The organism is Aureimonas sp. Leaf454 (assembly GCF_001424685.1).
In the GTDB taxonomy this organism is placed as follows: Bacteria; Pseudomonadota; Alphaproteobacteria; order Rhizobiales; family Rhizobiaceae; genus Plantimonas.
In genome coordinates this window covers 1-22,726 of the sequence record NZ_LMQT01000008.1, presented here as the reverse complement: position 1 = coordinate 22,726, position 22,726 = coordinate 1, and the positions used below count along the sequence as shown (strand labels likewise).

Genomic DNA, 22,726 nt, shown 5'->3' with positions numbered 1-22,726 from the left:
ATCGAGGCCGACCCGCCGGCCGCCGGACTGGCGCCGCATCCGCGTCTTCTTCGCTCTCGATGCGGCGGTGCGCCTCCCAGCGCCGTGTCCCGCATCCCGGACTATCCACCAGACGTGTCGACCTCGTCAACTGGTATGATGACATTATCATGTGAAGACTGGCATCGGACCGCATGGTGCCTTTCCTGCCCGCATGCGGGGCCTCTCGGCGTCCATTCCCAGGCCGACGGCGAATGATCCGCCCGATTGCCCCCGCGAGGCGGCAGACAAGCGCGGTCCGGCCAACCTTGGCCGGCCTCGTGGCGCTTGCTCTCGGGCAGACGATCGCCGGGCTGGAATGCGACGCGGCCGAAGCGGAGCGTTCGCCGGTCAGCGTGGGGAGAAAACCGCGTCCGCCGCCGATGGCGTGAGATAGGGCTTGAAGAGGCTCGCAACCTGGTTGAGCCCCCAATCCAGATGGGTGTCCTCCAGGTCTTCGATGCCTTCCTGAAGGCTGAGATAGACCGCCCAATAGGTCGACACGATCCAGACATTCGCCAGGACGGCCGACAGGTCCTCCTGCGAGACCTCGATGAAGCCCTCCGCGATCATGCGGTGGATCAGGGCTTCGACGGCGACGCGCATCCGGGCGCTGAGGCTGCGGATCGGCTCGACCAGGCACGGCGTCGCCGCGGCGAGCGCGAGGAGGTCGCGAAACAGAAAGCGATAGCGCCAGACGATCGAGAACCATTCGGCCAGGGCCTCGCCGTAGACGCGCGCCTCGCCTCGCGGGGCTGCGCCCGTTCGATCGACCAGCGCGCCGGCTGCGGCTTCGAACCGCTCGAACAAGGCCAGGACCAGGCTCTCCTTGGTGCGGAAGTGGTAGTAGAGATTGCCTTCGTTGATCTCGACGGTCCGGGCGATCTCGGCCGTCGTGACCCGGTCCGGCCCCCGCCGGTTGAAGAGGTCGAGCGTCGCGTCGAGGATCCGCTCCCGGGTTGCGCCGCGTCCCCGTCGCGGGTCCCGATCTCCTGTCATGCGCGCGATCGGATCTCTCCCTTTTAAGGTCCGCACCTTGATTCCGCCCGAATAAGGTCGGCACCTTATATCTCATGCCGGACCATCGCCTGCCAACAGGGACATCCATGTCAACGACCGCCCGTCCTCGACGCCCCCGCCCCTCCCTCGCCGCGCTGCGGTCCGCGCCGTCCACGCTGCGCGCCCTGACGGCCATCGTGCGAAACCCGCTGACGGCCCTTCCCCCGGCGATCTACCGCGAGCCCTTCGTCGTCTCGCGTCTGGCCGGCACGCCCCGGATCTACCTCGCCGACCCCGTCCTCATCCACGAGGCGCTGGTTCAGAACGCCGATGCGCTCGACAAGGGCGAGGAGGTCCGGCGCGCCCTTGGTCCGGCGCTCGGGCGCGGCCTCCTGACGGCCGACGGCGCGCACTGGAAGTGGCAGCGCCAGTCGGTCGCCGGCGCGTTCCGCCACGACCGGCTGCTGGCGCTTCAGCCGGCCATGATCGACGCGGCGAGGCGGACAGGCGAACGGCTGCGCGCCGAGCGGACCGGGACGGTCGATATCGGGCACGAGATGATGCGCACGACCTTCGACATCATCGTCCAGACCATGATGTCGGGCGGCGCCGGGATCGACGTCGAACGCGTGGAACGCGGCATCAGCGACTATCTCGCGCCGAGCGGCTGGATGTTCGCCTTCGGCATTCTTGGCGCGCCCGACTGGATGCCCTATCCCGGGCGGGGAAAAGCCGCGGCGGCGGTCGCCTTCCTGCGGTCCAGCCTTTCGACCGTGATCGCCGGGCGGCGGCGGAGCGGCGATCCGCGGCAGGATCTCCTCGCCCTTCTGCTGGCAGCCGCCGATCCCGAGACGGGCCGCACGATGGACGACGAGGAGATCGTCGACAATCTCATGACCTTCATCACCGCCGGGCACGAGACGACGGCGCTCGGCCTCGCCTGGACCTTCCACCTCCTGGCGAAGCATCCCGGCGTCGAGGCGAAGGTGCTGGCGGAGATCGCCGCGGTGACGCAAGGCCGGCCGGTCGAGGCGGACCATATCGCCCGTCTGGCCTATACGCGGCAGGTGTTCTCCGAGGCCCTGCGGCTCTACCCGCCGGCGCCCATCATCACCCGGACGGCCCTTCGCGACCTCACCCTCGGCGGTCGCGCGATCGCCGCGGGGACGGTGCTCTACGTTCCGATCCATGCGGTCCACCATCACGCCGCCCTTTGGGCGGATCCCGAACGGTTCGATCCCGACCGGTTCGGCCCGGAGGCGGCGAAGGCCCGGCATCGCTACGCCTATATGCCGTTCGGCGCCGGCCCCCGCGTCTGCATCGGCAACGCCTTCGCCCTTATGGAGGCGGTCGCCGTGCTCGCGGTGCTCCTGCCGGCCTTCCGCCTCGCCGATCGCGGCGGTGCCACCCCGGAGCCCATCATGAAGGTCACCCTTCGACCGAGGCGACGCCTTGCCATGACCGTCGAGCCCCGCGGCGCGGACCGGACCGCCGCCGCAGACGCGAGCCTTCGCCACGGCGCGGAGCGCCGGCCCGCCGGACGCGACCTCGAGCGACCCGACGCACCGCCGCGGTCGAAACAGGGTCCGGCGCCCGGCTGAACGCATCCGCCGCCCCCGTCCCACCACGTCCCGGCCCCACCCGGTTCCCGCCCGACCGTTGCCGGCACGGCGCGGCGACCGTCGCGGCACTCCCGAGGCCAGCTCCGTCACACCGCAGCCCGGCCCGCCGAGTCCGCGACGCCCCAGAGCGCGACGCCCCGGCCCTTTGGCGAGACGCCGCCGAACGCAATCCGGCCGATCCCGGCGCTTGCGCACCCCGTCACGTCACAAGCTCGAAGCTCTCCGTCGATCCGTCACCCCGCAGAGCGACCGCCACGAAGACGAACCCGGCGATCCCGCCGTTTCGTTCCGGCATCCGGCACGTCCCCGACAGTAGATCCCAAGCGGTGACATGGCGTGTCATCCGCCGCGCCGCCCCGCGAATCTCAGAAGGCGACGCCGACGACCCCCGCTTTTCCCACGTGATTCGCACCAAGGCATCCCTCTCTTCTTTGGTTCCCTGCCGCGTCTACGGATCGGCCCCGATCGACGGCCCGGACGCCCGCCCGACATCCGCCGCTCCCCGTCCGGATGGTCCGCGCGACCATGCTCAAAGAAGCGACATCCGACGCGGCTCCGGCCCCCTTCGAGGACCGTTACGAGGGCGTCGCCCGGCCAAAATCACGGCGGTACGGCGCTCCTTCGGCCTGGAGACCGACAGCATAACGGTTCCGGATCGCCTCTGCCGTCAAGATGTCCTGGGTCGATGACCGGCGCGAACGCTGTCCATCTCAAGATTGCCAGCCGATGTCACCGATTCTGAAGTGGAAACCCAATGTCTTCGCGGCGACGATGCTACGGAATTACCTACCACCGCCGCACCGGATGCTTCTCCGCACGCGGGAGGACTGTCCAACCCCGCAATTCCCGCCGTCCCCGCCGACCTTCCCCTCGGTGTGGCCGACATGCCTCACATTAACGCATCGCTAACGATCCCATAGCAAATCGCGCTTGCGAGAGTACAGCGTCTACTATATGCATCCTGTCCAGAGAGAGGCGCCAGCGCTGCGGCACGATGGGATGGATCGAGTTTTACAAGCGTAGACGTGCGTAATCCCCGTTCAGTTCAAGCGACCCCGATGTGACGGCTTTGCAGCGCCTTGCGGCTCTGCGGAAGGCGTTTCATGGCGGCCGAGAATTCGCGAAGCCAGCAGGTGCGGTGCGCACCGCATCTGATTGAAGCCAACGGAGAGCACTAGATGTCGAACATCTCGTTCAACGAACAATTCTACCTGTCGACGTATCCCGACGTCGCCGCTGCTGTTTCGCGTGGCATCTTTGCCAGCGGCCAAGCTCACTACAACGCGAACGGCCGCTTCGAAGGCCGCAACCCGAACCAGTTCTTCAACACCTCCGAGTATCTCGGCCGTTACCCCGACGTTGCCCGTGCTGGCGTCAACCCGCTCGATCACTTCCTCCGTTCGGGCGCCGCTGAAGGCCGCTTCGCGAACTCGAACATCGACGGCGTGATCGACGCCAACAACAATGACGTTGCGAACGAGTTCAACGAGCAGGCTTACCTCAACCTCTACACAGACGTCGCCGCTCAGACCGGCCCTGGCCGTCCGTTCGCGTCTGCCTACCAGCATTTCGTTCAGTTCGGCCAGTTCGAAGGCCGCACCGGCTTCATCGGCCCGAACGGTAGTGCGACACCGATCTCGGGTCCGTTCGTTAACGGTGGGTCTACAGGCGGTCAGCCCAACACCGGTTCGACGTTTACGCTGACGACCGGCACTGATGCGCCGCAGGGCACCACCGGCAACGATACGTTCCTTGGAACGGTTGACTTGCAGACTGCGACAAATTCGACCCTTACGGCTTCCGACCGCGTGGACGGCGCAGGTGGTACTGCTGACGCTCTGAACATTACCACTCAGGGTACCACCGCTATTGCGAGCGCAACCAACGGCGCTCTGGTTTCCGGCATCGAAGTCGTAAACCTACGTGCTGTTGGCACCGGTGGTGTTACGCTTGACGCAAACAATGTGGCTGGTCTGACTGCGTTTAACAGCGCACTCTCAACTGATGCCGTAACGGTCAACAACCTGCAGGATCCTGCTGTTGTAACTGTCACGGGTAATGGATCGGCCACCAACGGCAATTTGACTGCCAACTACGTTGCTACGGCGACGAGCGGTGATCTCGTACTTTCGGGCGGCGTCACAGCAGGCGGCGTTGGAGTGAACGGCGCTGGCTTGACCAGCCTAGCAATCGTGTCGAACGGCGCGGCTGATACGACCGGCGCGATCTCGACTTCTGGCACTCCGGCAAGCGTCACGATTGCCGCCGCGACCGGATTGACGACGACGGGCTTGACGGTTGGTACTTTGGCCGCTGGTGGTCAGACCTTGACCATCTCTGGTGCAGCCGGCAACACGGCAGCGACCGCTACGACTGCCGCGGCCGCTGCGGTGAACCTTGGCACTCTTGACGGAGATTTTGTCACCGTTAACGCATCGGGCCTTACCGCTGGTGGCATCTCTGCGACGCTCGCTTCGGTGACAGCTACGGTCACGGGTGGTGCCGGAGCTGATATCATCACCACGGGCGGCGTTCTCACCACCGGTTCCGTGAACGCCGGAGCCGGCACTGACCGTCTCGTCGTTGCAGCCTCCGCAGATCTTGCTACAGCGGCACTTGGCGCCAAGTACACCGGCTTCGAGCAGCTGCAGGTTCAGAATGCTCAGACCGTCGATCTTGACAACATTGCTGGGATCACCGGCGTCTTCCTGAACGATGGTGCTGGCACAACTGTGCTGAACAACCTTTCGGCTGCACAGGCCGGATCGATTACCGTCCTCGGTGCTGCCGGTGATGCTACGATCAACGTCAAGGGCGCTGCAACTGTCGGTCAGATCGACACGGTTGGCCTCACCTTCAACGACGGTGACACGACGCTGAACGAAGCTGCCACAAACACCACCTTCGCGCTTACGGGTGTCGAAAACCTGACGGTGAACGCCATCGACGCGGCCACCATCACGCAGTCAGCTGCTGCCTCTGCCTCTCTCTCGAGCGTCACCCTCTCCGGTGCAGGTAACATCAGCTTCACCACTGGCAACATTGCTACCTCGAACTTCAACCTGAATGCATCTGCTTCCACGGGCGCAAACACCCTGAGCGCAGCGACATTCGCTACGAACGGCGTGTCCATCACCGGTGGTACTGGTGTCGACACGATCACAGGCTCGGGTCAGAACGACGTCATCAACGGTGGCGCCGGCAACGACGTCATCACCGGTGGCGCGGGTGCTGACGCGATGACAGGCGGTGCTGGAAACGACCAATTCATCATTGGATCGCGTGCTGATACACGCGCTGGATTCGCTGCTGGCGATACAACTGCAGCTAATATCGACCGTGTGACCGACTTCGTCGGCAACGGTGCCGCTGCTGGTGATTCTTTCCAGCTCAGCGGAACTGCAGACGTCTTCGGCACGGTTCTGGATTTCTCGGCCACGACCACAGCTACGGTTACCGCCGTTACGGTGGCCACTGCTGCTGACTTCACTGCCCTCACGGCTGCGGTTCAGACGGCTAGCGCCGGTGTAGCCTCCAGCGGTACTGTCGCTCAGATCTACGACGTGACGGTGACTGCTGGTAATCTGGCTGGTCGTTACATGATCGTTAACGATGACACCGCCGCTGTCGCCGCCACTGACACGATTGTGTCTCTGACGGGCATCACTGGCGCTCTGAACGCTCAGGACTTCACGTTCACGGCTTAACCACTGACATTATTGGGTCTGCCCCACGGGGCAGACCCTTCATCTCATAGCGGCAGGGTGTCTTTACGGACTCCCTGCCGTCTTCATTTGTCGATACTGTCGAACATGATCCTGCAAGGTCCGAGACGCCTGCCCGCATTGATCCAGGCCACCGGCTTCCGCTTCCGCCGATCGATCCCCTCCGGCCGCATGATCTCGGCTCAAGTTAAGCGGTTTAAGATACGGCATCGCGCAGGCCTCTACGCGCATCACGGCGCCGCACATCGCAGGCCTCCCCCAAAACCTCCCTACTCAATCCTCCCCCTTCGTCAGGCCGGCCGATCGATGCACAGGCGGGTCATGCGGGCCTGGCCGGCGCGTCGGTGGTATTGGGCGATCTGACCGGCGGGGCACCGGCCGTCGTCGAAGAGCGCGGTCTCGCCGGGAGCCAGGCTGCTCAGCGTCGGCACGCGGGTCGCGACCGTCATGCCGGTCGAGCCTTCGCTCGTGCTGCAGCCGCCCAATCCGGCCATCAGTATCAGGCCCATCAGCCGTTTCGCTGTCATGACAATCGCCTCCCGGTCGCGTGGATATCGCGCCCCACTGCGCCCGGATGTTCGGTCCGTGGCAAGGGACGCAAACGGATGAGGCGCAAGGGCGTTCGCGCCGCCTCCGATCCTGCGGAGGCCGGCAGCGCCCCCGCCGTCGCGGCCCCGGCCTCTCCCTCCGCGCCGCGCGACCCGCGTCGAGCTTCGCGCCCGCGTCGGACGCGGCCGCCATCCCGCCCCCCTTTCGCCGCCCCATCGGTTCGACCAGCGGCGACCGCCGACGCAGCTTCGGGATGGGCGTGCGATGCGCCCGTCGCGGCCGAGCCCCTCGGCGCAAAGCGCGCCGGGACCTTGTGTTCAACGCTATGAGATGCTTGAGGCGGAACCGCCGCTGGCATTGGGACAGCGCGGCGGGGCGTCACGTCCCCCGGCCAGCCGGTCCCCGCCCGGTCCGCGCTGTTTGCAAGGCTCCGTCGAGCAGAGCCGCCGGCCCTGGTCCGCATCCCCGTCCGGCACGCGCCGCCCCTCGGCCGCTGGCGGGCAGCCCGGGAGGCGTCGATGCGGGCTCATGGACGTTCCCCGCCGCGATCCCAGCCGATCCCGCCGATCTTCGCGGCGGCGACGCTCAGTGGATCCGCGCGGGGCATTCGGGTCGGTCGGGGGCCCTGCGCCTGTCGGGATGCGGCCGGCCGGACGGGCTAACCCGATCGGGCATCGCGTCCGCCCGCCTTCGTCGGTCATGGCAGCTGGTAGGCCCGGAGGGAGAGCCATTTCCCAACGAGATCCGATGGCTACCGAAGCCGGTTAGCCATCGGTTTCACCGCTTCACACGCCCCGATATGGCAAACTGAGAACGCACCCGTCCACCCACCCAGAGGGTCCCTGGCGTTGCGACCATGGCTGTGCTTTTTGGCGACACCGTAACGTAGCGAGCTATATGATCCGCTGTGACGCCAAATCCATTCACGCCGGCCAAACGTCTCATTCGGACGCCGTTCGAACTGCATCTTGTGAACCGCCTACAGGAACTACGGTTGGCTGCCGGCGTGAGCCAAGGGTGGCTTGCAGACAAACTCGGCGTCACTCCGACCCAAATCTCGTCTTTTGAAGCGGGACGAACGGGCATCAAAGCCGAGCGCCTCAAACAGATCGCGGACGCATTCCAGGTTCCGATCTCCTACTTCTACGGCTCCGATCAACTGCCCAGCGATTGGATGACACCGGCTGAGATCGAGTTGATCCGAAAGCTACGGATCCTGCCGGGTCAGCAGGTCGCAGTTCTTCTACAAGCTGTCGAGAAAGATCTCGCCACTACGGTCTCGGAAGCAAGCAAACAGGCGAACGATGTCTAACGTCGAGGTTGCATTAGACGCGGAAGAGAAGCGGGACGCCAAGAAGGTCCTTGGCGTATGGCTGAAGGAGCGCCGAATGGAAGCGGGCCTTTCTCAGAGCCAGCTAGCCGCAGCGCTAAAGCTTCACAATAAGACATTCATTTCACAGATCGAGCTAGGACGAGGTCGCGTTCCATTTGATCGCTGTACAGATTGGGCAGACGCATTACTGATTAACCGAAGCGAATTCTCAAAACACCTTCTTCGTAGTTATGAGCCGACCCTCTATGATGCTCTTTTCTCTACCGTTGATCATTGATGTCAAAGCGCCAGAGCCGACTTGTAGTTCATTGAAGCCGTTGTGGCAAAAATGCTTCTCTACGGAAGCCAGCCAACGGACGGCTCCTGAAAAGGCTCTTGTGGGCGTAGTGTAAGTGCTGTAGTGCTCTCGACATCGGAGGAATCACCGGTTAGACCGGCGACGTGGGATGGGTAGGATTCACAAGCGTAGCATGCGCGTTCCCGAGTAAGCTTAAATCGACCTCTTTGTGACCGCTTCTCAAGCCAGTCGGCTCGGGATGTTGCCTCATGGCGGCCGAGAATTCGCGAAGCCAGCAGGTGCGGTGCGCACCGTGCCTGATTGAAGCCCACGGAGAGATCCCAATGTCGAACCTACAGTTCAACGAGACATTCTACCTGTCGACGTATCCTGACGTCGCCGCCGCTGTTTCGCGTGGCATCTTCGCCAGCGGCCAGGCTCACTACAATGCGAACGGTCGCTTCGAAGGCCGCAACCCGAACCAGTTCTTCAACACCGCTGAGTACCTTGGCCGTTACCCGGACGTTGCTCGCGCTGGCGTCAACCCGCTTGACCACTTCCTCCGTTCGGGCGCCGCTGAAGGCCGCTTCGCGAACTCGAACGAAGACGGCGTCATCGATCTCAACAACAACGACATCGCGGACGACTTTAACGCCGCGGCTTACCTCGCTCAGTACCCCGACGTCGCCGCTCAGACGGGCGCTGGTCGTCCTTTCGCGACGGCTTACCAGCACTTCGTTCAGTTCGGTCAGTTCGAAGGCCGTACCGCTACGCTCAGCAATGGCACCACTGTCACCGGCCCGTTCGTTAACGGCGGCAACGGTGCTAGCACGCCGAACGCTGGCCAGACCCTGACGCTGACGACCAACGTCGACAACGTTTCGGGCACCGCGAACAACGACACGATCGTTGCTGCTCAGTCCGAGACCGCCACTTCGAACACGTTCCAGTCGGGCGATGTCGTCAACGGCGGCGGCGGCACCGACACTCTGCGCATCGTTGCTTCCAACACCACTGCTCAGACCGTGATCCCCACGCTGACCAGCGTTGAGAACATCGAGTACCAGGGCTTTGGTGCAGCTGCTAACACGCTGAACCTTGCTACCTCCACGGGCGTCCAGAACGTCGCGCTGGTAAACGGCACTTCGAACCTCACCGTCACGAACGTTGCGTCCCTGATCGGGGTCGGCGCTTCGAATGCCACCAACGGCAACCTGGTTGTCACGTACAACACCGCGACTGTCGCCGGCACTGCCGACGTTCAGGCTGTTACGCTCAACAACTCCACCGGTACGACCATTCGCACCAACGGCGTTGAAACCATCAACCTCGCCGTCACCGGCACCAACGGCATCTCCAGCGGTGCGCGTACGTTCAACGACAACGCGGTTGCTAGCACCACGGTCACGACGGTCAACGTCAGCGGCACGGGTTCGGTTGTTCTCGGCAACACGTTTGCTAACACGACCACGACCTTCAATGCCTCCGCGAACACCGGTGGTGTTTTCGCTACGTTTGCTGATGGCGGCAACGTTACTGCAACCGGCGGTTCGGGCAACGACACCTTCAACTTCGGCGCGGGCCTCACGGCTACTGCTGGCGCGGTTCTGGGTGATGTCGTCAACGGCGGTACGGGCACCGACACTGTTCGCGTGACCACCGCTGGCGATCTGTCGGCAGCGACAGCTGCTGCACCGTTCAGCACGCTGACATCCATCGAGCGTGTTGCTTTTGACGGTACTGGCGTAACGCTCAGCGGCGCAACCTTCACCAACGCTGGCGTCACCAACATCGAACTGAACACTGTTGGTAACGACACCATTAACGGTGCCGGTTCTGCTCGTACGTACGAATTCGGTGCTGCAAACACTGGCGATGCTGCGTTCAACCTGACCGCTGGTTCGACGACGTTGAACCTTGCTCTGCTTGGTACGGTTCGTGAAGTTGGCGTCAATGGCGTTGCTTCGACGGCTGAGGTCGGCGCGCTGGCAATCACGCCTGCCGGTGTACCGTCTGCAACGAACGTCACGGCGATCAACCTTGCTTCGCTCGGCAACTTCACGGCGGGCACGCTGGCTGACGCCGGCGGTGCAGTTGGCCTTACCGCTGGTACGTTTAACTCGACGGGTGTCATCACTGCCGCCAACGGCTCGACGCTTACGGTCACCGGTAACGCAGCACTCGACATCGCAGGCTCCACCAACAACATCACCGTCAATGCCTCGGCACTGACCGGTAGCTTGGTGGTCGAAGGCTCGGCGTTCACAGGAACTGCCGGTGCAGTCGGTGGTGCGGTCACGACGCTTACTCAAACCGGTGTTGACACCATTTCGCTCGGCTCTGCCCGTGACGTCGTGCAGTTCCTTGCCGACGGCTCTAGCTCTGGTATTATTCAGACTGTTGGTACCGCTGGTGCTGCAACGGCAAACGGCAATGTCTTCGTTGACGTCATCAACGGCTTCACTGCTGGCGCGACGGGTGACCGCCTCGACATCGCTGGTGTGGCAGCGACTTACACTGCGCTGGCAGCCGCTACCCAGACTGCGATCAACGGTCTGTCTGGTGCCAACGCTACGCTGCTCTCTGCTGCCAATGCGGCTGCTGACGGCAATGCGGCAACTGGTTGGACTGCTTTCTCGTTCCAGAACCAGACTTACGCCCTCTATGAAGCTAACGCGGACGCCGCTGGCGGCTTTGTGAATGCCGACACGCTCGTTCAGTTGACGGGTGTCACAGTTTCGACTCTGACTGCCGACAACTTCGCTTAATCTAATACCGGTTCTGCCCTACGGGGCGGTTCCACCATCTACGAGCGGCAGGGGATCTTCACGGATCCTCTGCCGTTTTTTTCGCGCTTTCGTATATGCGCCACTGTGACTTCCCCAGCGCGCTGCACTCAGGTTCAGAGCGGATTATAGTTTTCACCGGTCTTTGACGCTCGCGTACGAACGTAGGCGCGGCCTTGCCTTCAAGGTTGGTTGCAGGGGCGCGCATCAATGCTAACCACCAACCTCTTGTGCCCCTGGTCATCCCCATTCAGTCGCACGGGTTCGGCTGGAAACGCGCGTCGTGATTCTCAGTAGGCAGGCGGGCGCTCGGGAAGCCAGTCGATGATTCTCGACCCTTGGCAGAGAACGATTGTGCGGTTCGGCCTTTGCTCGCTCGCGGCCTGGAACGCCGCCGCTGCCACAATCGCATTATCTGCCATCGCCATGATCTCGCCCGTCGTCTGTCGAGCGAAATTCCACTCGCTAATGATGTAGCGACAAGGCACGTCATCGATCGGTGGACGATACAGGGACGGATATTTCGGACGCTTCATGCAGGGATGGTGTCCTAAATTGACAGGACATCAATCCCATATTTTTCGGGCCTTGCCTGTTGTCAGAGTTTCCGACTCACTCTACGAATGAGAACAGAAGCGGAACAAGGAAGCTGACATGAGCGTCATGAGGATCGTTGCTGAAGCCGTCGAACACTATGGCAAGCCCGTCGAGGAATACCTCGTTGCCCCGCCGATCGACCCTGTGTTCAAGAAGCTCGCGGTGCTCGATCGGCTTCGCGCCCACATGACGAAGGCGTTCCCGAAGCTCACCTTCATCATCAGCAACGAATTTCCGTATCGAACGCACGACGAGTTCACGGTCATGCCGGTGATGAGCGCCCCGCACCCGACGAACCCTGATGCAATGCTGATGCGCCGTCAGCCGACGCAGCACGAGCTGGATAAGATCCAGGCAGCGCTGCAGGGCTTTGATCCCGAGGCACCCCTGCCCTTTCTCCACTGAAATGGCGGGGGCCGGTTGGTTTCAGATCGAGCTTCATGCCGGAGATGCGACTCAAGTCGCGGATGACCCGATGACGGTCATCAGCTATGGATTAAGGATGCTTTGGGACGGCCGATCCGCAACGTCGAGCATCGAAAGATCCAGCGGCATGACCCCGTCAGATCGTCACTGGCTGATAGTTGTCGCGATCGTCTCTATCGCAGTCGGTGGGATGATGAGTGCGCTCCTTCTGATGCCCTGAAGCGACAAAAGCCGCCGGCACCTTAAAGGGCACCGGAGGCTGATCATGTGGAAGGGAGGAGGTCGCGTCAAACTCGGATCAAACTCGCGCCACGGCATCCTTGCGAACCGCTTCCATGCATCATTCTGGCTTGTTTGATTTGTGTTTACGCGCATGAATGTTGATATAAATAATCACGAACAAGAAGAGTCCGCACGCGCCGTATGTTACCCACTCACCAATAGTCAAAATCCAAACTTCCATGATATTTCAGGCTTAGTGAGACTGTTGGCTAACCGATGCTATGCCAGGGATCAAGACCAAAACTCATTCGGCAGCATCCATCATTCCCACACACATCTATCCTGCCAACGTCTACCCTCACCCGCTGGCCGATTTCCTGCTCGCCTCGCGCCACTTTCTATTGGGTAGCAGTCTGTTCAACGCCGTCGCCCAGGCTCCCCCCTCGCCTCGCGCTCCAGCGCTTGGTGCTCCATGATCTCCTCCAGCTTTTCGAACCGCTCGCGCATGTCGCGCTGGAAACTGTCCTTGTTGGCGGCGACGAGGTCTTCCAGCGCCTGCGCGATCCGCTCGAGCTGCGGCGCGACGCTGCTCTCGGTGCTCTCCACCTTGAAAGCGCCGTCGAGCTTCGGGTTCTTGGTCTTCGAATAGACGCCCATGCCCGCGAGCGCGAACATGAGTCCAGTGATGGCGCTCGCAATGAGCTCAGGCGTGAGTTGGTCGATCACGAGCCACGGCCTTTATGTCTTCGAGCTTCGCGTAACGCATGCAGATGAGGAAGATCACGAACTCCCAGCCGACGAAGCTCATGTAGAGCAGCGTGACCGGTGAAAGGCGATCGGCCACTACGGCGCCATAGGCGGCCTGGAACCAGAAGAAGGCCGTGACGGCCGCGAAGAAGGCTCGCAGATGCGGTGAGCGCCGGATCGTGCCGTTGATCGTTAGGACCAGGAAGCGCGCCGTCCCGACGGACATGCACACGAGGCCCCAGAAGTCGGCGGACGGATGCATCGCCCGGAAGCTGGCAAAGCCCGCCGCGGTGTCGAAGAGCGGCGGGTAGAGCATCAGCGACAGGCCGAAGAGGAACAGTCCGATCGAGTGCTCCCATTCGATCATGCGGCCAACGAAGACGCGGGCAAAGTTGTCCCGCACATGGACGACAAGGGTTTGCATCAGGCCGGCTCCGCCGTTTGGAACCGCTTGTCCCGCGCACGGTATGCGGCCACCCACGCGCCGATCGCCGAGAACAGCGAGCCCGACAGGCTGGTGAGGACGATCACCGCCTGAGGGTCCGCCGCCCACTCCGCCGGGAAGTACGACGTCAGAGACCAGAGGTAGACGATCCCGCCGCCGACACCGCCCGAACCAAGCGACGCACCGAGCGCGCCCTGGTTCGCCTTGTGCGTCGCCTCAACGGGCGTGAGATCCTTGTTCACGACGACTGGCGGCGCGGGAGCGTCGGCCGTGCCCGCGTTCGGCACCATGGCCGGCGGCTCCTCCTTCACGACGGCTGGCGGCAGAGGCTCTGCCTGTGGCGGCGGCAGGAGGATCGTATCGGGCGACCAGGCCGTGTCGCGGATCTTCGCCCAGCGCACATAGGCGGCGGCGAGGCGCGTGTGATAGCCGTGCTTCGCGTACTGCGGCCCGTTGTAGCCGCGGGCGAAGCCAGACCAGTCGTGCGCCCGCAGCTTGCCGTCGAGGCGCGCCGACATGATGAAGGCGATCATCTGTTCCAGATGGACCTCGGAGTCGTCGAGCAGCGCGAGGACCATGCTCTGCACGGTGTCATGCCCGACCATGACGTGGTTCTCGCCGAGCACCTGCCCAAGGCCCCACGAAGCGCTCTTCAGCGCTGCCGTCTCGTCGATCGCCATCGCCTGCTGAAGGCGCGGGTAGCTGTCCTTCGGATAGGGCTTCTCGCCCCACGAGGGATAGGCGAGGCCGGCGGAGACTGCAGCGTCTCGCTTCGGACCAGGCCCGAGGTTCTTCCAGAAGCGGTGCGGTTCGAAGAGCATCTTCGGTCGACCGCGCGCATCCCACGCGCCGCCGGCGGCCTCCACGTCCATGACGGCGTGGACCTCGTCCTCGCCCACGCCGATCCGATGGCCGATGCGCGGAAGGTCGATGTCGTCGAGAGGCCGCGCCTCGCCGCGGAAGTCGTTCATGGTGCTCATCGGGAACTCCGGGGATAAGGCACGAAAAAGCCCGGCTCGCTTGGCGGCCGGGCTGTTAAGCACGTTGGTGAATAGGTCTGGGCTTTCCTCGCGAGCCGGCGTTGTCGCGCTGAACCGAGGAACTTCACATGTCGAGCGCGCCACTGCCGGACGTCACAAAGGCTGATCCCGCCGACCACGTGGTCAGATTGATCTTCGGAGTGGCCTTTGTCCTTCAGCTCGCCTGGCTATCCGGCATAGCTTGGTCCGTCTTGTGGATGCTCGACATCGCTTGAGGCGCTACGACCAGCGCCACACGGCGACGGCGGTGAACATCACCAGGCGCTCGGCCGCGCCGACGCCATCGGCCTTCAGCGCAAAACTGAACTCGGCCGCCGCGCGCAGGCGATCGATGCCAGCAGCAAGCATGGCGTCGTGGAGCGCAGCCGCCTTGAGAAAGCGCGGATCGGTCGGCCTGAACGCCCACCGCAGCGCCCATGGGATCGAGACGTCGAACTCGAACCCGGCGGGCACGGTGAACCACCAGCCCGACCCTTTCTCGCCGCGCTCCCATTGGATTGGCAGCGTCGTGCGGAACTTGATGCCGCCCGCCGGCTCGAACCATTGGACGTTGGCGGTGTAAAGGCTCATGCGCGGGGCCGTCCGGCGAAGACGAAGAGGTTGGCGGTGAAGCCCGGTGGCTGGATCGGCACCGGGTCTGGCGTCGCCTTGCCGGCCTTGCCTGTCGTCTTGTCAGCCGAGCTTGGCGTCGAGCCCGTTACGATCGGCAGGACGCCCGCCAGGAGCCCCGACTTACCCGCAGCCATCGTCACGCTCGCATCGGTGTAGGCGTGGTCGTGCGCCGGCAGATTGCCGATGCCGAGCGTCACCTTGTCCGAGCCGATGATCGTGCCCGCGTCCGTATCGAAGCCGCTGGCAACGGTCGCCGTGCCCGCCGGCACCTTGATCAGCTTGAACGTCGAAGCCGTCGTGCCGGCGAGGAACCAGGGCAGCCCCTTCGCCCTTGCCACGAACTCGGGATAGGTGGCGCGAGCGTATTCCGTCACCCCGTCGAACTTCAGCCAAGACGGGCCGATGTCCGAAAAGAGAAAGTGCCGGATCATCCCGATCGGCTGCACCGATCGCATCATCTCAGAGGTCAGCCCGGCCATAGCGCGTCATCCGCGAAGTTCGCCGGGATCGGCGAGGTTTCCTTGATCGCCTTGGCCGCGAAGACGTTGGCGCTCTCCCACGCCGCTGCAGCCTGCCCGAAGGCGAAGCACGTCGGCGCGTCCATCGGCACGAGGGTGTTGTCCTGCGCGATCCAGACGAAGTCGCTCGTGCCTCCGTGCCAGCGCAGGTCGTTCGGCTGCGCGCCGGCGGCTGCGGCAAAGCCAGCAAGCGTGGCCGCGCCAGTGATGCGCTTCTGCGAGGCGTCGTCGTAGTCGTAGGGCTTGCCGACGAAGGTGAAGCCGGAGCGGATGCGGCGGTCACGCTCGGCGTTGACCGCGGCTGTAGGGTTCAAGGAGACAGGGATCTCCGGCTTGAAACGCGTCGCGCCCATCAGGCCCTCCATTGCATGATTGTGCCCGAGATGCGGACGTCTTTGCCGTTCGCCGTGACGTGCCGGTAGGCCATGCTGGACCCGGCAGGCTGACCAGAAATGTCGGCAAAGCCTTCGTAAAGGACCGTTCCGTCAGCGAGAGTTTCGACGGCCGACAGCGTTGCGGGCGTGAACGTCGCGCCGCCGTCACGGCTCACGGAGGAAACGAGATCCGTATTCGGCACGACGATGCCGGCAATGAGAGGTGGCGCTATCTGAATGGCCAGCCGCGCCAGCGCGGGATTGCTCACATCCGATGCGAAGGCGGCAGACCGCAGCGTCATTGGCGACGGCGCGGCTCTGAACGTCAACTCTGATATCCCGAACGCGTACCCCGAATTGGCGTTTGCAAGAGTTTGAAGGACACGCCAGTATCGGTGCGCTCCAACAGCAGGGATGGAAACAATGGAAACGCCATAAGTAGTTGTCGTCGGCGTAAAAGACGTTGCAGTGTTGTATGTAACGTCATCATCGGAGTATTGAACCGCCACTGTTCGCGGCACTTCGAATGGCTCATTTCCATTCTGCATGACAACCTGCCGAACCTCGCGGGCGTTGCCGACTCCGTAGTCCATGCCCAAGAAGGGTCCCGGTGAACCCGACTGAGCTGCCCATTTCGTGCCGGTGTTGCCATCGAAGGCGTACGCGGCCACGTTTCCGCTTTGGACTGGCGGCGAAAACGGCGTGACGGTTGCAAACGCAGCAGTCACAGCTCCGATCAGCTTTGCCGTATTGTCGAAGGCATAGTTGCTCGATGCGCCGGCATTGATGTCCGAGATGTCGCCGTAGGGGTCAACGATCCCGTCGACCATGTTCAGCCGGTCACTGCGCAACTCTGCGATGTTCAGGGCGTTGAGCCGCGTTTGCCGCTCGACGAGAAGCGTATAGGCGGACTGAACTGCGATAGCCGCGTAGACGGGATCAAACGAGATGGTGGATGTCTCGATACCCGAGCCGTCCGCCTTCACACGGTAGAACTTGCCGGCATCGGCAAGCCCGACGCTCGGCAAGTTCAGGCCGTTCGCATAGCCCATTGCACGATTGGCCTGCGTGAAAGCGCGATCGGCTTCCTGCCCGGCGAGCGTCACCTTACCCGCCGCCTTCGTCACTTCGGCCGCAGCCAGCGTCACCTGTCCCGCCGCAGCCGTAACACTCTGTGACGTGGCAATCCGATCGAGGCCGGTGTTGCTCGCATCCTGATGGGTCAGCGCTACGTCGGCGGCCGTCGCGATGACGGCACCCGTCGTCAACGCTCCAGCCGCCGCGATGTCCTTCACCGACGCGATGAAGACGCCCTGCTGGTTGCCACCACGCGCGAAGCCAAGCGGGTTCGACACCGCGTTATAGGCGTTGCCGTTGTAGCCGTTGAGCCGGTCCAGAAGCGCCTGGTCAGCCGGGGAAAGTGCCATCAGAGCAGCTCCTTGATCTCGAATGCGATGTTGGCCCGTTCGAACACGACCTGTTCCCACGCGGACAGCTGGCGGAAGCGCCCGATGAAGCTCGTCTGCGTCAGGGTGCGGCGGTTGCCCGGCGAGGCAATCCAGAGGACTTCGGCGTCCGTCCCGGCGCGGCGCTGGAGATCCAGTCCCTTCAGCAGCGCTTCGTCCTGATCGAGGTATTCGAAGCCGATGCGCGCGACGCGGTAGGGCTGGCGACGGTCGAAGAACTCGGCGCCGGACAGCGATTCCTCGACGGACGTCTTCGTCTCGACGCCATGCGAGCCGCCGTAAGCGTAGTTCTGGCTCGGCTGCCAGCCGTCCGCCATGAACAGGCGCCCTGCCTCGACGAAGCCGGCGGGGTTGTTCTGGTCGAAGATCTCGATCCGCCAGTTCGGCGCCGAGACGTAATCAGGGATGATGTGGATGCCGAGCTGCGTGTAGCCTTCCAACTCTTCGGAGAGCGGCTTACCGTCCCACCACGCTTCGGACTCCCACGGCAGATCCTCGGTGAAACCGAGCGACGGATAGACGTCTTCGGTGACGTCATAGACCGGGTTCGCAATGCCGTCCGCCGTGTACCAGGCGCGGATGCGCCAGGAAGCCGTGACGGTGAGATTGTGCCGGATCAGCGCCAGCGCCTTGATCTGGCGTTCGCCGCCCATGGCGACGTTGAAGAACGTGTTCGCCGGCTGCGTGTTTAGCGAGCGCGCGACCTGCGACAGCCGGCGCGTCTGGAGGTTCGAGAGGGGCAGAGCCCATGTTGGCCCCGACAACACCGCGCCGGGCAGCGCCCCCTTCGCAGGATCGGCCCGGTTCGGAAAGAGGATCATGCAGTTCTGGCTCATCGCCACACCTCGATCTCGGTGATGTTGGTGGAGAGGGTCGGGGTCAGGCCGATGACGCGCGCCGGCACGCCCGCGGCCATGCCGAAGCGGTTCGGTGCGAGCGTCACCACGTCCCCGAGATCGACGGTCGGGATCTCGTCGGCCGCAACCTGAAGCGTGAACACGTCGCGGCGCGCGGCGTAGATCGCGAGAAGCCGCGTCGCCTCGGCCATCGCGTCGGTCTCGTTGCAGAGGCAGCTGTCGAAGACGAGTTCCGGCCCCTTCGGATGAAGCGTCACGTTCGCCGCGCTCGTCACCTTGGCGAGCCGCCATTCCTGCACCGCGAAGGCGCGATAGGCGTCCGTGGCGTTGACGTTCTTCAGATCCTCTTCCGAGAAGGTCGTGTACGCCCTGCCCCACTGGACCGTCACCGATCTCGCCGGCACGCCGTCGCCGTCGTCATTCGTCGCCTGACGGCTGATGGCCTCGCCGCCGAGGATGTTCGTCTCGTCGAGCACGACCTCACCGGGGCCTGTCGGAAGCTCCAAACGGCCGACGCGGTAGACGCCGAGGCGGTCGACCGTCAGATAGCCGCCGATCGACGCCAGCACCTCGACAGCGGCCGAGAGGATCGTCGTCTCATGCGTGCCGGTCCAGATGCCGCATTCCGCCGGGTTGGCCGTGTGCAGCGCGTTGAAGTCGGCCGCGCTCGTTCCGCCGGCGCTGGCAATCATCCGCTGGACGATCCGGGCCGCGGAGCGATCGGCGAGGGTCGCGCCCTCGGTGGCGTCGACTGTCAGCGTCGAGGGCCGCGTCTGGACGCGGAGGAGGCCGAGCGCGAGGCACGTCGCATACTGACCGCCGGTGAGCGTGGCGGCCTTCAGCGCGGCCAGGGTTGGATAGTCGGACGTCGCGGTCAGCAGAACGCCGTTGTCGCGAGCGGCCGAGACGTTGAAGATGCCGGTGAGCGGGTTCGCTGCTACCTGATAGATGCTGTTGAACTGGTCCACGAGAACCGGCGGAATGCTGAAGGCGCGGCCGAACAGAAGCGGCTTGCGGACGTCCTTCAGATCCTTGTTGCCCTCGACGCCGCCTGCGACGCCGCTGATGGTCGTGCCGGCATAGGTCTGCGTCTGGATCGTGTCCCGCAGGAGCGCCAATCGATCGCGGATGCGGATCGACACCCGTCGCGACGGGAACTCCACCTGCTCCATCGTGCCGACGAGGATGGTGTCCCGGCTCGCCCATGCCGCCGTCTCGTCAGCGAGGCCGTAGAGGCGGAATGCCCGGCCATCGAAGGCGAGGTTCAATAGGAAGTCGAGCGCGCCGTCGGCATTGGCGAGTTGGATGTCACCGCCGCCGACGTCGCTCTCGCCCCGCGTCCGCGAGCGCCCGAACATGAAGCGCTCGTAGTTGCCGGGATCGACGATCCGCTCCTCGAACCACGTGTTTGAGGGCGTGTCGCTCGGCCAAGTGGTGAACCCGGCCGAGCCATAGCGCAACGTCACGACCTGCCCGGTGGAAGGGTCCACCGGGTCGATCTCCAAGAGATAGATCATCAAGCCGCCTGTTTGTTCGATGATGCCCGGCGCGATGCGAGCGCCATCTGCTCGGCCGAGCGGTTGCCCTGCTCGCCTGTTGCCGCGACCCGTTCGAGCCCGCCGCCGGTCGTGGCGATGAGCGTGCGAAGCAGCTGCTCGACGCGATCGAGGCGCATGCCCTCGTTCGCCGGCACCCGACCCGTCCGGTTGATGTGGTCGAGCACCGGATAGGTCTGCGGTGTGACGCGCGGTGCGGACACCACCATCTCGCCGCCAGCAAGCGCGATCTCACCACCGCCGGCATAGCGGGCCACGACGGAGTCGCGGTTCCACTGTCCGTTGCCAATCATGCCACCCTTGGCGAAGCCGGGGATAAGCCCGCCCCGCTGCCAGCCGCGGCCTTCCGTCTGACCGTGGATGCCGTAATGCGCCGCCGCGATGACGTTGGCGCTCGTGCCCGCCGGCAACCCGAACGTCTCGCCCGCCGCAATGGCAGCCGCCACGTCCGGATTGTTGGCGAGGTAAGCCGAGGACTGCGTGCTGACGCTATACGAGCCACCCGGCAGACCGCCGGTCGTCGCCGGTGGAGCCGTGCCCGCCGCGGGTGCGCCGCCCATGGCGGGAACGAACTTCGCAGCCGCTGCCATGGCCTCAACGAGCGCCGCCTGCAGCGAAGCGATGCTCTCCTTGACGCCGGTCATGGCGTCCAGCTGCGCCTTGGCAATGTCGAGCTGCGACTTCGCCGCGTTCAGCTGTTGCTGCGCCAGGCTCTCGCTGTTGGCGAGGACGCCCTGCACTTCGTTGAAGGCCGCGTAATAGTCCTCGGACGAGGCATAATAGGCCTTCGCCTCCTCCAGATAGGAGGAGCTGATGCCGGCGAGCTTGGCCTGCGCATCCTCGTCGCCTGCCGCCGCCTTGGCGGACAGTTCGCGGAACTGCTTCTGCGCTTCGAGGAACTGGTCCTTCTGCGACAGAGGCGACAGGTTATCGTCGAGCAGGAGGCTCTTGCGCAGATCTCCCCACTCGTCGGACAGGCTTTGCAGCCGCGAGATCGTTTCTTCGATCTCCTGCCGCTCCGTTTCATATGCCGAGCGGAGAAGCCCCTGGATGAGGTTCACCTTCTCGGCCGCGAGCGCCGCTTCCAGCTGGAGCATCGCCCCGCCACCAAGCGCGGACTCGGCCTGAACTTCCACCATGCGCCGGCGGTTGAAGGCCGACATGGCGCCCGACAGCGTCGAGGTGTCCGTCGTCGCGGTGAAATAGCGGTCGTTCGCCGACTGCATCCGCGCGGCGACCTCGGCGGCCGAGCGACCCGCCTCCTCCACCGCATCGGCGAAGGCATGCACCTTGCCGGTGAGGTTCGGGAACAGCCGGATCAGCTCGTCAAAGGCCTCGCCGGTCAGTTCCGAGCCGTCGACGATCGCCTGCGCCTGCTTCGTGAAGAACGTGTCCACAAGCGAGGTGTCGACGTTCAGAAGGTTGGCGTCCGCCATCATCGTTTCGATGGACTTGGTCAGCTCGCGCAGATCCGCGAGATAGCCCTTGCCGTCGAGATCGGCGATCGAGTCCTGCAGGCCTTCGGTGAAGTCCCGAGCGAGCAGATCCCGGCGCTTGCCAATCGCCGTCTCGATCGCGGCCGAAGCTTCCTCGGCCGACATGCCGAGATCTTTCAGCGCCAGGTCGAGACCCGCCGCCGCGCCGCGCGCTTCGGCGAGCGCCTGCTCGACAGCCGACTGTTCGCGCACGTCGCCGGACACGAGACGCAGCAAGCCCTCACGGGCGGCCATGATCGCGGTGTGAACGGCAAGGTCGTACTTGCCCTTCACCTCGGCGATCTGCGCCTCATAGGCCGCCACGGCCTCGTCGCGCTTGGTGCCTGCCTCAGCGATCTGTTTGGCGTATTCGGCCTCCTGATCTTCCGAGATCCGGGCAGGTGGCAGATCCATCATCTCGCGAGTGATGCCAATGATCGGGAGACGGTCTCCTGCCTTGTTCAGTCCGGTGTTGCTGATCTTGGCGCGGTTCGCGGCATCCATTGCCGCCAACTGTGAGTTCTTGGTTGCCTCAATCTCGGCCACGGCCTTGTCGTGATCGGCCTTCAGCGTGTCGAGCTTCGTCGTGTCGTAGCTGAAAGCCTCGCGAACGTCCGCGATCAGCCCGCGATAGGAGTCGGCCGTCTTGATGACGCCGTCGCGCGCCTTCGTGAAGGCCGTGTCGAGGCCATACCCCGCTGCGACGTCCGCCAGAACAGGGTCCATTGTATCGCGGAACAGCGACTTCAGAAGCTCGCCATAGTCCGCGATCTGCTTACGCACGCCTTCGACCTGAGACATGGCCGTTGCATTCTTCGTCTCGGCCGCCAGCTGCGCGAACTGGTCGATGCTGGCGTTCAGATCCTTCATCGTGCTCCCGATCGAGCCGCGCTGGTTGCGCGTCACGGTGTCGATAAGATCCGCGAACTGCGGGAGGTTCGCCACCCAAGCCTTGCTGGCCTCCAGCGCCTTCTGGTTCTCTGCGTGTTGATTTCCACTGAGAGCTGACCCAGGCAGCTTCGGTTTTTCCATCGAGAATTGACCCATGTTTGAACTCGTCTCCACGCCATCGGTGCGGGGAC

At 63.9% G+C, this 22,726-nt stretch carries 18 protein-coding genes; 5 read left to right on the top strand and 13 right to left on the bottom strand.

The annotated features are described in order from the left end of the window. Nucleotides 1-369 precede the first annotated feature (369 nt). Nucleotides 370-1,017, bottom strand: coding sequence for a TetR/AcrR family transcriptional regulator (locus ASG43_RS07975; protein WP_056502843.1), 648 nt, complete (start codon nucleotides 1,015-1,017; stop codon nucleotides 370-372). A gap of 107 nt (nucleotides 1,018-1,124) precedes the next feature. Between ASG43_RS07975 and ASG43_RS07970 the strand changes: the two genes are divergently transcribed. Next, a complete protein-coding gene (locus tag ASG43_RS07970) occupies nucleotides 1,125-2,618 on the top strand; it encodes a cytochrome P450 (protein WP_156386581.1) in 1,494 nt (497 codons plus the stop codon). Nucleotides 2,619-3,817: 1,199 nt separating this feature from the next. Beyond that, entirely contained in the window at nucleotides 3,818-6,346 is a 2,529-nt protein-coding gene (locus ASG43_RS07965) for a calcium-binding protein (protein ID WP_056502841.1), read from the top strand. A gap of 308 nt (nucleotides 6,347-6,654) precedes the next feature. Here ASG43_RS07965 and ASG43_RS07960 read toward each other — a convergent pair whose 3' ends face one another. Next, on the bottom strand, nucleotides 6,655-6,891 hold the full coding sequence (locus ASG43_RS07960; protein ID WP_156386580.1) for a DUF6719 family protein: 237 nt from the start codon (nucleotides 6,889-6,891) through the stop codon (nucleotides 6,655-6,657). A gap of 929 nt (nucleotides 6,892-7,820) precedes the next feature. Between ASG43_RS07960 and ASG43_RS07955 the strand changes: the two genes are divergently transcribed. Together ASG43_RS07955 and ASG43_RS07950 are read left to right on the top strand one after the other, a co-directional pair. Further along, on the top strand, nucleotides 7,821-8,225 hold the full coding sequence (locus ASG43_RS07955; RefSeq protein WP_082490746.1) for a helix-turn-helix domain-containing protein: 405 nt from the start codon (nucleotides 7,821-7,823) through the stop codon (nucleotides 8,223-8,225). 642 nt (nucleotides 8,226-8,867) lie between these two features. Continuing rightward, nucleotides 8,868-11,291 carry a hypothetical protein gene (locus ASG43_RS07950; RefSeq protein ID WP_156386579.1) on the top strand — a complete coding sequence of 808 codons (2,424 nt, stop codon included), beginning with the start codon at nucleotides 8,868-8,870 and terminating at the stop codon, nucleotides 11,289-11,291. Nucleotides 11,292-11,599: 308 nt separating this feature from the next. On the opposite strand, the gene ASG43_RS07945 is transcribed toward ASG43_RS07950, so the two are convergent. Continuing rightward, a complete protein-coding gene (locus ASG43_RS07945; protein WP_156386578.1) occupies nucleotides 11,600-11,845 on the bottom strand; it encodes a hypothetical protein in 246 nt (81 codons plus the stop codon). Between the two features lie 118 nt (nucleotides 11,846-11,963). Between ASG43_RS07945 and ASG43_RS07940 the strand changes: the two genes are divergently transcribed. Further along, nucleotides 11,964-12,311: a hypothetical protein gene (locus ASG43_RS07940; protein ID WP_056502829.1), complete on the top strand. Its 348-nt coding sequence runs from the start codon at nucleotides 11,964-11,966 to the stop codon at nucleotides 12,309-12,311. A gap of 660 nt (nucleotides 12,312-12,971) precedes the next feature. Here ASG43_RS07940 and ASG43_RS07930 read toward each other — a convergent pair. The 10 genes from ASG43_RS07930 to ASG43_RS07885 all read right to left on the bottom strand — a co-directional run bounded on the left by ASG43_RS07930 (nucleotide 12,972) and on the right by ASG43_RS07885 (nucleotide 22,589). Next, nucleotides 12,972-13,280 carry a hypothetical protein gene (locus ASG43_RS07930; protein ID WP_156386577.1) on the bottom strand — a complete coding sequence of 103 codons (309 nt, stop codon included), beginning with the start codon at nucleotides 13,278-13,280 and terminating at the stop codon, nucleotides 12,972-12,974. Next, nucleotides 13,258-13,725 (bottom strand): hypothetical protein, encoded by a 468-nt coding sequence (locus ASG43_RS07925; RefSeq protein WP_056502823.1) that lies wholly within the window; start codon nucleotides 13,723-13,725, stop codon nucleotides 13,258-13,260. The genes ASG43_RS07930 and ASG43_RS07925 overlap by 23 nt, the downstream gene beginning before the upstream one ends. Beyond that, nucleotides 13,725-14,870, bottom strand: a complete 1,146-nt coding sequence (locus ASG43_RS22095) for an N-acetylmuramidase family protein (RefSeq protein WP_244488024.1) — start codon at nucleotides 14,868-14,870, stop codon at nucleotides 13,725-13,727. The genes ASG43_RS07925 and ASG43_RS22095 overlap by 1 nt, the downstream gene beginning before the upstream one ends. Before the next feature lie 135 nt (nucleotides 14,871-15,005). Further along, nucleotides 15,006-15,356, bottom strand: coding sequence for a DUF1353 domain-containing protein (locus ASG43_RS07915; protein WP_056502820.1), 351 nt, complete (start codon nucleotides 15,354-15,356; stop codon nucleotides 15,006-15,008). Then, complete coding sequence (locus ASG43_RS07910; RefSeq protein WP_244488023.1) at nucleotides 15,353-15,856, bottom strand: hypothetical protein; 504 nt, start codon at nucleotides 15,854-15,856, stop codon at nucleotides 15,353-15,355. The genes ASG43_RS07915 and ASG43_RS07910 overlap by 4 nt, the downstream gene beginning before the upstream one ends. A gap of 8 nt (nucleotides 15,857-15,864) precedes the next feature. Next, nucleotides 15,865-16,269: a DUF4376 domain-containing protein gene (locus ASG43_RS07905; protein ID WP_056502813.1), complete on the bottom strand. Its 405-nt coding sequence runs from the start codon at nucleotides 16,267-16,269 to the stop codon at nucleotides 15,865-15,867. Continuing rightward, a complete protein-coding gene (locus tag ASG43_RS07900; RefSeq protein ID WP_056502809.1) occupies nucleotides 16,269-17,717 on the bottom strand; it encodes a discoidin domain-containing protein in 1,449 nt (482 codons plus the stop codon). The genes ASG43_RS07905 and ASG43_RS07900 overlap by 1 nt, the downstream gene beginning before the upstream one ends. Beyond that, nucleotides 17,717-18,592: a hypothetical protein gene (locus ASG43_RS07895; RefSeq protein ID WP_056502806.1), complete on the bottom strand. Its 876-nt coding sequence runs from the start codon at nucleotides 18,590-18,592 to the stop codon at nucleotides 17,717-17,719. The genes ASG43_RS07900 and ASG43_RS07895 overlap by 1 nt, the downstream gene beginning before the upstream one ends. After that, the gene (locus ASG43_RS07890; protein WP_056502803.1) at nucleotides 18,589-20,130 is read right to left on the bottom strand and encodes a hypothetical protein; all 1,542 of its coding nucleotides are present in this window, start codon (nucleotides 20,128-20,130) and stop codon (nucleotides 18,589-18,591) included. The genes ASG43_RS07895 and ASG43_RS07890 overlap by 4 nt, the downstream gene beginning before the upstream one ends. Further along, complete coding sequence (locus tag ASG43_RS07885; protein WP_056502800.1) at nucleotides 20,130-22,589, bottom strand: hypothetical protein; 2,460 nt, start codon at nucleotides 22,587-22,589, stop codon at nucleotides 20,130-20,132. Before ASG43_RS07885 ends, ASG43_RS07890 begins: the two co-directional genes overlap by 1 nt. Between the last annotated feature and the right edge of the window lie 137 nt (nucleotides 22,590-22,726).